9 protein-coding genes are annotated in these 10,547 nt (G+C 47.4%); all 9 read left to right on the forward strand.

Annotation, left to right across the window (positions count from 1 at the left end; translation table 11 throughout):
• Window positions 1-13 precede the first annotated feature (13 nt).
• Window positions 14-1,912 (forward strand): penicillin-binding protein 2, encoded by a 1,899-nt coding sequence (gene mrdA / locus Q7S09_05115; protein MDO8558532.1) that lies wholly within the window; start codon window positions 14-16, stop codon window positions 1,910-1,912.
• Between the two features lie 67 nt (window positions 1,913-1,979).
• Window positions 1,980-2,810: a bifunctional 5,10-methylenetetrahydrofolate dehydrogenase/5,10-methenyltetrahydrofolate cyclohydrolase gene (locus Q7S09_05120; GenBank protein MDO8558533.1), complete on the forward strand. Its 831-nt coding sequence runs from the start codon at window positions 1,980-1,982 to the stop codon at window positions 2,808-2,810.
• Between the two features lie 87 nt (window positions 2,811-2,897).
• The gene (gene greA, locus Q7S09_05125) at window positions 2,898-3,347 is read left to right on the forward strand and encodes a transcription elongation factor GreA (GenBank protein ID MDO8558534.1); all 450 of its coding nucleotides are present in this window, start codon (window positions 2,898-2,900) and stop codon (window positions 3,345-3,347) included.
• A gap of 122 nt (window positions 3,348-3,469) precedes the next feature.
• A complete protein-coding gene (gene lysS, locus Q7S09_05130; protein MDO8558535.1) occupies window positions 3,470-4,936 on the forward strand; it encodes a lysine--tRNA ligase in 1,467 nt (488 codons plus the stop codon).
• Window positions 4,937-5,114: 178 nt separating this feature from the next.
• Window positions 5,115-5,555, forward strand: coding sequence for a hypothetical protein (locus Q7S09_05135; protein ID MDO8558536.1), 441 nt, complete (start codon window positions 5,115-5,117; stop codon window positions 5,553-5,555).
• An 86-nt stretch (window positions 5,556-5,641) separates the two neighbouring features.
• Window positions 5,642-6,925 carry a serine--tRNA ligase gene (locus Q7S09_05140; GenBank protein MDO8558537.1) on the forward strand — a complete coding sequence of 428 codons (1,284 nt, stop codon included), beginning with the start codon at window positions 5,642-5,644 and terminating at the stop codon, window positions 6,923-6,925.
• An 89-nt stretch (window positions 6,926-7,014) separates the two neighbouring features.
• Window positions 7,015-8,181, forward strand: coding sequence for an alanine racemase (alr, locus tag Q7S09_05145; GenBank protein ID MDO8558538.1), 1,167 nt, complete (start codon window positions 7,015-7,017; stop codon window positions 8,179-8,181).
• 128 nt (window positions 8,182-8,309) lie between these two features.
• Window positions 8,310-9,098, forward strand: coding sequence for a DeoR family transcriptional regulator (locus Q7S09_05150; GenBank protein MDO8558539.1), 789 nt, complete (start codon window positions 8,310-8,312; stop codon window positions 9,096-9,098).
• Window positions 9,095-9,823 (forward strand): sugar phosphate nucleotidyltransferase, encoded by a 729-nt coding sequence (locus Q7S09_05155; GenBank protein ID MDO8558540.1) that lies wholly within the window; start codon window positions 9,095-9,097, stop codon window positions 9,821-9,823. Before Q7S09_05150 ends, Q7S09_05155 begins: the two co-directional genes overlap by 4 nt.
• The last annotated feature ends 724 nt before the right edge of the window (window positions 9,824-10,547 follow it).

The raw sequence follows: 10,547 nt of genomic DNA on the forward strand, positions 1-10,547 counted from the left end.
AGCTATCAGCTAGTTGAGATATTTTGTCCCGCAAAGAGAAAAGCGCGATCTTACACCGGAAGAATTCCTTTTCGATACCCAAGGAGAAATTGCCAGACGCCTCGAAAAACCGATAGAACGGCGGAACTTTTTTTTCTTTGCGGCGCTTCTTGGCATCGGTATGGCTCTATTGCTATTCCGTGTGTTCTGGTTCACCATTCTTCGCTATGACACCTATGCGAGAATTGCCGAATCGAATCGTACCGAGCTTACGAGCATTCCCGCCGAGCGCGGCATTGTCTATGAGAGGAACGGTATTCCTCTTATGCATAATGTTCCGGTTCTTGATCTGTTGGCGTATCCCCAGGAGCTTCCGATACAGGAATCAGAAAAAAATCGCGAGGTCCTGATGCTCGCAGAACTTCTTGGGCTCTCCGCAAACCAAAGCGGTGATCTTGGGGCGCGGCTTGCCACCACGTCCTCAAAGCCGTACCTTGTTGCCGAGCACATTGATAATCTCTCGGCGATAGCATTTGCCGTTCGGCAGACAGAATTTCCCGGCATTCATATGCGCCTTACGCCATCCCGCGTATATACTGACGCAGAAGCGATGTATCATCTGATCGGTTTTTTGGGGCGCGCGACCAAAAAAGATATTGACGAGGGCGGCTATCTTGCTTCGGATCTTCTGGGTAAGAGCGGCGTAGAGGCATCTTACGAAGCGATGTTAAGAGGTGTATACGGGCATGAACTTTATGAAGTTGATGCGCACGGAAGCGTAGTTCGCTTGCTTTCTCGCAGTGATCCCAAGGAAGGAGATGGCGTGGTGCTGGGCATAGACGGAAAACTTCAGGCACATGCCTATCGGAAGCTTTCAGAAGCGCTTCGCAGGCATGGTTCCTCGGGCGGGGCAGTGGTAGCAATAGACCCAAGAAATGGGAGAATTTTGGCTCTGGTGAGCGCTCCCAGCGTTGATGCGAATCTCTTTGTCAGCGGGATATCGCAGGAAGCATACCAAAAAATCTTGCAAGATCCGCGCCATCCATTTTTTAATCGTGCTATCGCCGCGCGGTATCCTGCCGGCTCAACGATAAAACCTTTTTTGGGAGCCGCTGCGCTCGCAGAAGCCGTGGTTGTTCCCCAAACCGTTATTCAGGATGCTGGCGCCATCACAATTCCCGATGTGTATAATCCATCAGTGGTGTATACGTTCCGCGGCTATGCGACGCTGGGACCGGTGGATATGGCGCGCGCCATCGCGCTCTCAAGCGATATTTATTTCTATACCATAGGCGGAGGATACGGCCCGATCAGAGGCCTTGGGGCCGAACGCATTGAAACATACTTGCAAAAATTCGGTTTTGGAAAGACGCTTGGCATCGATATCCTCGGGGAGGATGAGGGCTTGATCCCATCGCCTGCCTACAAAGAAGCTCAAAAAGGAGAAAAATGGAGGATTGGGGATACGTATAACATCTCGATAGGACAGGGCGACATGGGCGTTACTCCTCTGCAACTTGCGGTTGCAACCGCCGCGATTGCGAATGGCGGGACGCTATGGAAACCGCAATTGATGGTTCGCGTTATTGATAAGGATTTTAATACGCTCCGCGCATATGAACCTTTTGCGATCCGGCAAGACGTTGTCGATCCAGAACACATCGCTGTTATTCGTAATGCCATGCGCGAAACCGTAACATACGGAACGGCGCGTCTACTGCAGCAGCTGCCGGTTTCTGTAGCCGCAAAAACCGGGACCGCCCAGACGGGAAAAATATCTAGGCCTCATTCTCTCGTTACCGTTTTTGCACCGTACAAAGATCCGGAGATTGTTCTTGCCATCGTTGTAGAAAAAGCCGGTGAGGGAGGCGAAGTGGCAGTTCCTCTTGCGCGTGATATACTAATGGAGTATTTTAGACCGAAGAGCGAATAGAATCAGCCAAGCCATAACTTACTATTGTTCTCACAACATTTGTGATGTTTGTGTAACTTGTCCTCCCATGCCTATTATTGTCGATGGTAAAAAAATAGCCGCCGGCATCCTTGCGAGATTACGCGAAGAAATTTCTTTGCTTCAGGTAAAGCCGCACCTTGCCGCGGTTCTTGTGGGGAATGATCCGGCATCCATCTCGTTTCTTAATGAGAAGAAGAAAAAATGTGACGAAATCGGTATTGAATTTACTCTCTATCGTTTCGATGAGACCATTACAACCACCAATCTTCGAAAAAAAATTCACGATATTCGCGGATCAAAAGGTATAAAAGCGGTTGTTATCCAACTGCCTCTGCCGCCGCAGGTGAATACCCAGTATATTCTTGATGCCGTGCGGCCCGAGGAAGACGTAGATGCGCTTTCCTCGCGTGCAAGAGGGCTTCTTGCCACCGGAAAATCGAAAGTGCTTCCCCCGACGGCCGAGGCGGTTCTCAATATTTTGGAAACGTATCAGATAGACCTTTCGCGTTCGCACGTTGTGCTGGTAGGACTCGGAGCGCTTGTGGGCAAACCCTTGCTTAACCTTCTTGCCGACAAAGCAGCCTCTCTGGGCGTGGTACATGCCGGAACCCCGGACATTACAAGGTTCACAAAGGATGCGGACATTGTCATTGCCGGGACTGGCAGACCGGGTCTTATCGGAGCGGATATGGTGAAGGATGGGGTGGTTGCGCTTGATGCAGGCTATAGTAGAATAGACGGCAAGGTTTCAGGAGACATCCAGTTTGAAGAGGTCTCAAAAAAAGCGCGCCTCATCACGCCTGTTCCGGGAGGCATTGGCCCCATCACTGTTGCGATGCTCATGAAAAACGTTCTTATATTAGCTAAAAACAGCTGATAGATAATGGCTTATCGCTTTTAGGGGGAAAGACTCTGGGCAGATTTTTCCTATAAGCTATCAGCTGTAAGCTATAAGCTAGTCTGTATGGAACACTTTGTTACGCAGGAAGGTTTGGAGAAGCTCAAAAATGAGCTTAGAGAGCTCGTAAAAAAGCGCCAGGAAATCGCGCGCATGATCGAAGAGGCGAAGCAACTCGGAGATCTTTCGGAAAATGCTTCTTACACCGAAGCGCTAGATTCCCAGTCTTTCAATGAAGGAAAAATAGCGGAGGTTGAAGAGCTCATACGCAACGCATCCATTATTTCAAAGCAATTTACGGAAACTGTGGAATTGGGCGCGACGATCGAGGTGGAGGGCGACAATGGCGTTAAAACCTTCACCATCGTCGGCTCTCAAGAATCGGAACCGGCCAAAGGCCGAATATCCAACGAATCGCCTGCAGGGAAGGCGTTTTTGGGGCATCATAAAAACGATACCGTGGAAGTAAAGACGCCCAAGGGAATGGTGACGTATAAGATTCTGTCGATAAGGTAGCCGGAAAATCAAAATATAAATCTCAAATATCAAAATGGTGGAGGCGCGAAGATTTTATGCATAAAACCTTCGCAAGATTCCAAAATTTTGATTTTTGACTTTTGATTTTTTAATTTTTTTGTATGCCGCTTGAAGATATAAAAAAATCCAGAGAGGAAAAGATAGCGCTTTTGCGCAAAGAGGGCATAAACCCCTATCCTCCCTCAAGTTCAAAAACCCATGCCATCAAGGAAGCATTGGACCGGTTTGAGGACTTCTTCGGCAATAAAACCCTCGTTACGCTTGTCGGACGTATGATGTTGAGGCGCGAGCACGGAGGTTCCACATTCTTTCATTTTGAAGACGAAACGGGCCGCATCCAGGGATATGCGAAAAAAGATGTGCTCGACGAAAATGTATACCGGAAGTTTCTGGACGCCTATGACGTGGGAGACATCATTGAGGTTTCGGGAACGCTTTTTCTGACAAAAAAGAATGAAAAAACGCTGGAGGCTCACAGCATCACAATGCTTTCAAAATCCGTTCGGCCTCTTCCCGAAAAATGGCACGGACTTTCGGACGTGGAAGAACGGTTCCGCAAGCGGTATTTGGACCTGGTGATGAACCCGGAAGTGCGCGTCCGGTTTGTGACGCGTTCAAAAATTCTGCAGGCAACGAGGGAGTTTTTTTTGGAATCCGGATTTTTGGAAGTTGAAACTCCCGTACTGCACACCATCGCCGGAGGAGCGCTTGCCCGACCTTTTAAGACCCGGATGGAAACATTGGACTTGGATCTTTATTTACGGGTGGCGCCGGAACTCTATTTAAAGCGGCTTCTGGTGGGGGGATTTGAGAAGGTTTTTGAGATGGGCAAGAGCTTCCGCAACGAAGGAATGGACAAGGAGCACAATCCGGAATTTACGGAACCGGAAGCCTACATAGCCTATAAGGATTATGAGTGGCTTATGGGGTTTACCGAGCATCTTTTCGGGCACCTCATACGGTCGGTTTTCAGCAAAGACCATCCTATTATCCGTTTTGACGGGAAGGAACTGCAATTTGCTACTCCCTGGCCGCGGCTCGATCTTAACGATCTGGTTAAAAAACATACCGGACTTGATTTTTGGGAAAATTCAGCGGAAGATTTTTTAAAAAAAGCAAAAGAGCTCGGCATTACCATAGAAAAAAAACAAACCAAAGCCGCGTTGCTCGACGAGTTATTCAAAAAAGTAGTGCGTCCGATGTTGCAGGACCCCGTTTTTGTCATCAATCACCCACTCGAATTATCTCCGCTTGCAAAATCTCACAGGGCAGATCCGCGCAAGGTGGAACGTTTCCAGCTAGTTGTGGGAGGAATGGAGGTTGCGAACGCCTTTTCCGAGCTGAACGACCCCGCGGAGCAGCGCATACGCTTTGAAATACAGGAGAAAGACCGAAAGGCAGGGGACGAGGAAGCGCATCGAATGGATGAGGATTACCTGGAGGCATTGGAGTACGGCATGCCGCCTGCCGCGGGCATTGGCATAGGCATTGACCGGCTTGTACGGCTTTTTACCGATAGCGCATCGTTGCGGGAGGTATTGCTGTTCCCCACCATGCGGAAAAAATAGCTCTAACCAATCTTATTTCATATTAAGACGGCCTTGGGTTCCCAGGGTCGTTTTCTAGTAATTACTTGACTATATAATATGAATATGCTACTATATCAAGTTATCCAAAAAGAAGCTTTTTTTACCAAAATTCCGCTTCTATGTAACAGTGAAAAAATGGCTAAAATATGCCAAATTTATGATTCCCTTATCTCTTATTTCAGCGACTCTTTCCATGATTTTTGGTGTCTCCTCAACGTTCATTTTGCCTTCTCCGGCCCCTTCGCCTGCTATGACTCCTGAATTTGCCAGATCCATTGAGATAGAGAAGAAAAAGCTGGTCATGAAGGCCCATACCATGACCCTTACGGCCTATTCAAGCTCGATCGACGAGACCGACAGTACGCCGTTTATCACGGCATCAAATACCCGCGTCCGCGATGGCGTGGTGGCTACCAACATGCTCCCTTTCGGCACCCGTATTCGTATGCCGTCGCTCTTCGGTACTAAGGAATTTATTGTTGAAGACCGCATGCACCGGCGGCATCAAAACCGCATTGATATTTGGTTTCCTTCAAAAAAGGAAGCTTTGCGCTTTGGCATCGTCCAGGGAGCCTTAATCGAAGTAGTTGCGGATTAGGAGTAAAAGGGTTTCCAATTCGAATCTTCATAGGCTTTACGCCTTTTTTTATTGCTTATTAAGAAAATAATTGGTATTGTTAAATCATGCTGGATATAAAGTTTATTCGTGAAAATCCGGAAAAGGTCAAAGAAGGCGTTCGAAAAAAGAACGCTAAAGTTGATGTTGACGCGTTGTTAAGGCTGGATGCCGATCACCGAAAGCTCCTGAGCGAGCTTGAGGAACTTCGAGCTGAACAGAATAAAAAAAGCAAAGAAGCAAAAGGAGAGTCTGCCGAACTCAAAGAACTTAAGGTGCGTGTCCAGAGTCTTGATAAGGAAGAGTCGGAAAAGAAGGAAGAACTTGACGAAATACTCCACACAGTCCCTAATTTGCCATTTGAGAATGTCCCGGTAGGACCGGACGAATCAGGAAATGTTGTGGTTCGCGAAGTTGGAGAAAAACCAAAGTTTGATTTTCCGCCCAAGGATTATCTTGTCATCAGCGAAAAATTAGACATTATAGATGTCGAGCGGGCGTCTCAAGTTTCTGGTTCTCGTTTTGGATACTTAAAGGGAAGGGCCGCGCTTCTTGAATTTGCGCTTATCCAGTACACCATGAAGGCGTTGACCGACAAAGAAATCCTTAAAGGAATTATACGGGAAAATCCGCATCTGGAAGGAATCTCTTCCGAGCCTTTCGTTCCTGTGGTTCCGCCGGTTATGCTCAAACCCAATGTATTTCGTAAAATGGCGCGCCTGAACCCTGGCGAAGAAGAAGAGCGGTACTACATTCAAAAAGATGATCTCTATCTAGCCGGCTCTGCCGAACATACGCTGGGGCCTCTTCATATGGACGAGACGCTGGCCGAGGAAAACCTTCCAAAGCGCTATATAGGATTTTCTACCTCGTTTCGCCGAGAAGCCGGTTCTTATGGCAAAGATACAAAAGGAATACTGCGGGTTCACCAGTTCGATAAGCTGGAAATGGAGTCATTCTGTTTGCCCGAACTTTCCCGGAAAGAGCATGAGTTTATTGTGGCTTGTCAGGAATATCTTATGAAGGGGCTCAACATTCCTTATAGGGTAGTTGAAATATGCACGGGGGATATGGGAGGTCCCGATGCACGGCAAATCGATCTGGAAGCGTGGATGCCCGGGCAGGGCACGTATCGCGAAACCCATACGGCAGATCTTATGACCGATTATCAGGCGCGCAGGCTTCAAACTAAAGTTAAGAGGCGTGCGGGTTCAAAAGAGCTTGTACACATGGTTGATGCAACCGCTTTTGCCATAGGGCGTACCCTTATTGCCATCATTGAGAATTACCAGACCAAAGACGGGGAGTTTGCTGTTCCCGAGGCTCTCAAATCCTATCTTCCATATATATAAAGGGTATTGTCCCCTGTATTTTCTGCGCTCGCTCGGAAATGCAAAAGAGTACTTTTGTATTTCACTCGACTCGCTTGAAAATAACCCAAATGCCAGACGCCAAAAAAAAAGTATCCAAAGAGAGCGTCCAAGATGTGCGGACATGGGTCGAGGTGGATAAAAAAGCGCTAGAAAGCAACTATACGGCCGTAAGGGCTATGTTGAAGGAGCATTGCCGCCTTATGGCTGTAGCCAAGTCCAATGCCTATGGCCATGGTCTCATTGATTATACAAGAGAGATGGAGAAGCTTGGCGCCGATTGGTTTGGCGTCGATTCAATAACGGAAGCGCTTGCTTTGCGAAGAAGCGGCATTCAAAAACCCATACTGGTGTTAGGATATACCCTGTCGTCTCGGCTTTGGGAAGCCGCAAAGCACGATATTCGGATTTCCGTTTCCTCACCCGATAGCTTAAAGGACTTCATTCGACATGCTGCGTCTTCGCGTCTGCCAAAGATTCATCTTAAAATAGATTCAGGCATGCACCGGCAGGGCTTTATGGTTTCCGAGATTTCTGCAGCCGCATCCGCTCTCAAAAAGAAGTTCAAGAATTCAGGCATTGTAGAGGGTGCATTTACGCATTTCGCGGCGGCAAAAAATCCGGCTTTTCCTTCGGAAACGCTGACACAGACAAGAGAGTATGAAAAAGCAATAAAGATTCTTTCTTCGGCGGGGTTTAGCGTTCTTAAGCATGCTGCGGCAACCGGCGGCATGCTTGTGTTTCCCGACACGCATTTTAACATGGTAAGGGTCGGTATCGGTCTTTACGGCCTTTGGCCTTCACAAGAGACAAACGCGGTTTTTTCAGATGCCTTGAAACTCAAACCGGCGCTTTCATGGAAGACCGTTATTTCAGAAGTTAAGGCGTTGCCGGCAGGCAGTAGGATCGGATATGATTTTACGGAGATGTTGAGGAGAGATTCTCGGGTGGCGATATGCCCCATCGGCTATTGGCATGGCTATCCCAGAGCCCTATCCGGCGCGGGACACGTATTGGTAAGAGGAAATCGGGCCAGGGTTCTCGGCAGGGTTTCCATGGATATGCTGAGCATTGACGTGACAGGCATTAAAAATACGATGGTCGGAGAAGAAGTAACACTCATCGGGCGAGACGGGAAGGAAGAAGTCTCTGCCGATGAGCTCGGGTATCTTACCGGCACAACAAATTACGAGATCATTACGCGGCTCAATCCTTTAATGAAAAGGGTTTATGTGTAGTTCGGGCTTTTTCTGGGTAAAGCGCTATCAGGCCTTAAGGGCCTGTTTTTTGTAACCATGCAAGTCCCTTGACGGCTAAACGGGGGGGAGTACAATAATGCAGGCGTTCTATTTTTAGGGTACATGCAATGGGAAACCAAGTTTTGGTAAATATCTCCGTAGATAAAGTAAAGCGGCTCACGCTCCTATTACAAAAGGTTTTGGAGCTTCTGGATGAACATGAGCCGTTGAGGACCGATATAAGCCGGGAAAGCGTCTCATTTTTCTCTCATGTGAGCTTGGCTTCAAAAGGGACACTCCCTGCTTCTCAAAAAGCACTTCTTGAGAGTTTGGAGAAGATATGTAATTACCTTGAGCTTGCCGAACATCTGCCCGCCTTCAAAGATATAAGTATAGATATTCTGAAAAGCTTATATGTCGGGATTAGTAGGCGCTTGGCTGAAGATGTCCCGATGGTTGAAGCGGAAGAAAAAAATCCCGCTTCGCCAAGATTTCAGACTGTCTCCAGGCGAGATGGACAAGGCCAGCATGAAGAGAAAATCCTTCATAAGCAAGCAGGGCGCTCTTCTTTTTTTCAAAAGTCGCGGAAGACAAACTTGATACTGGATAAGCCGGAGAAACATCTTGCTCCAAGTCCTCTCTCCGATCGTCAGCAGTTCATGCTTCGCTTCGCCTCGTCCCGCAAAAAGTTTCAACTTAAAGAGCTCATAAGCCATTTCCCCTCTCTTAGCGAAAAAACCATACGCAACGACCTTCTGGCTCTTTGTGAACATGGCCTTGTCCGGAGGTTTGGAATTGCTCCAAGAAGCTATTATGAAGTTTCTGTCCATGCGGAAGTATCAATGCATAATACGGAACATGTTTTTAATCATGCGGAATCGGTCGTTTTTAATACGGAACCCATACAAGTCATATGAAAGGAGTCATACTTGCTGCAGGCAAGGGAACGCGTCTCTTGCCGGTTACAAAAGTCGTCAATAAGAGCCTTGTACTTGTTTACGACAAACCACTTATTTATTATCCGATAACGACGCTTCGGGACTCAGGTATTACCGAAATCCTCATTATTGCCCGCCCCGGACACGGTGGTCAGTTTCTTGATCTTCTTGGATCCGGAAAAGATCTTGGAGTAAGGCTGACATACGATGTGCAGGAAGAACCGCTTGGGATTGCCCATGGTCTTGCGATTGCGGAAGATTTTACAGACGAGGGAAAGTTTGCCTTTATTCTCGCAGACAACATATTTGAAGATACCTTTGAAGATGTGGTGCGGAAGTTTTCCTCATCTGGTCCCGGTGCGGTAATCGCTGTCAAGAAGGTAGGTGATCCGTGGAGGTCCGGCGTGGTGGAAATAAAAGATGGTACGGTGATAAGCATTGAAGAGAAACCAAAAAATCCAAAATCTTCACTCGTTGCCACCGGTTTTTATCTGTACGACAATAATGTTTTTGAGATCATACGGACCTTAAAACCATCGGAAAGAGGGGAGTATGAAATTACCGATGTCAATAAGGCCTACCTTGCGAATGGTCAGCTTTCCACAATAGAAATAAAGGGAACCTGGATAGATGCCGGAACGTTCGATTCCCTTCTTGAGGCGAATATACACATTGCAAATAAGGTAAAGGCAGGGCGGAAATAAAGCCTTGTAGCTCCATTTGCCGGGAAGAGCGCCGCCATGGATTTCTCCGGACGAGCAAGAACTGTAAGATTTGACTGCTTTTCCCGTCTCTATGTACAGGCAAGAACTCTTTTAAGGTAAACGGCTTAGCCGACTGAGATTGCCGATAAGCACTCAATAAGGGTACTTAAGGATGATGGTTTATCCACAGTAGAATTTAGCGGCATGTGTTAAGCTTATAGTTGCTTAAGATAGCAAATGCCCAGAAAAGTGCGGCCAAACCATTATTTTTAGTGGTTCGTCTGGGTTCATGATGGCGATGTTGTGGCGGGAAAAGTAAATTTGTGCTACAACATTGCTAGCATGGATTGACCCTTGAAAACAGAAAATTCAAGATAAAAGATAAACGAAACACGGTTTCCTAAATATTATTATTTCGGGTTTCTTCGGCGCGCGAAAAGAGTTCTCGATGGGATGCACCCCAAAAGGTCGACATCAGTCGCAGAATGTTGCGCGCAAGAGGAGACGTAATTAAAAAATCACACTATGATACATGTTAATTCAGTAATGAGGAAGCGCTTTATCAAAGCGATCTCCCTCACCACGACCATTACCACAACGGTGTGGATGACCGGCGCGGCATTTCTTATGCCCGTCGCATCCCACGCTGCGGTAACGATCAATGACGGCGATATCTTCCGCGCGTCCAACGACTACAAGGTGTACATCGCCAAGTATGTTGGCG

It is taken from the genome of bacterium (genome assembly GCA_030649025.1).
GTDB lineage: Bacteria > Patescibacteriota > Minisyncoccia > JAUYLV01 > JAUYLV01 > JAUSGO01.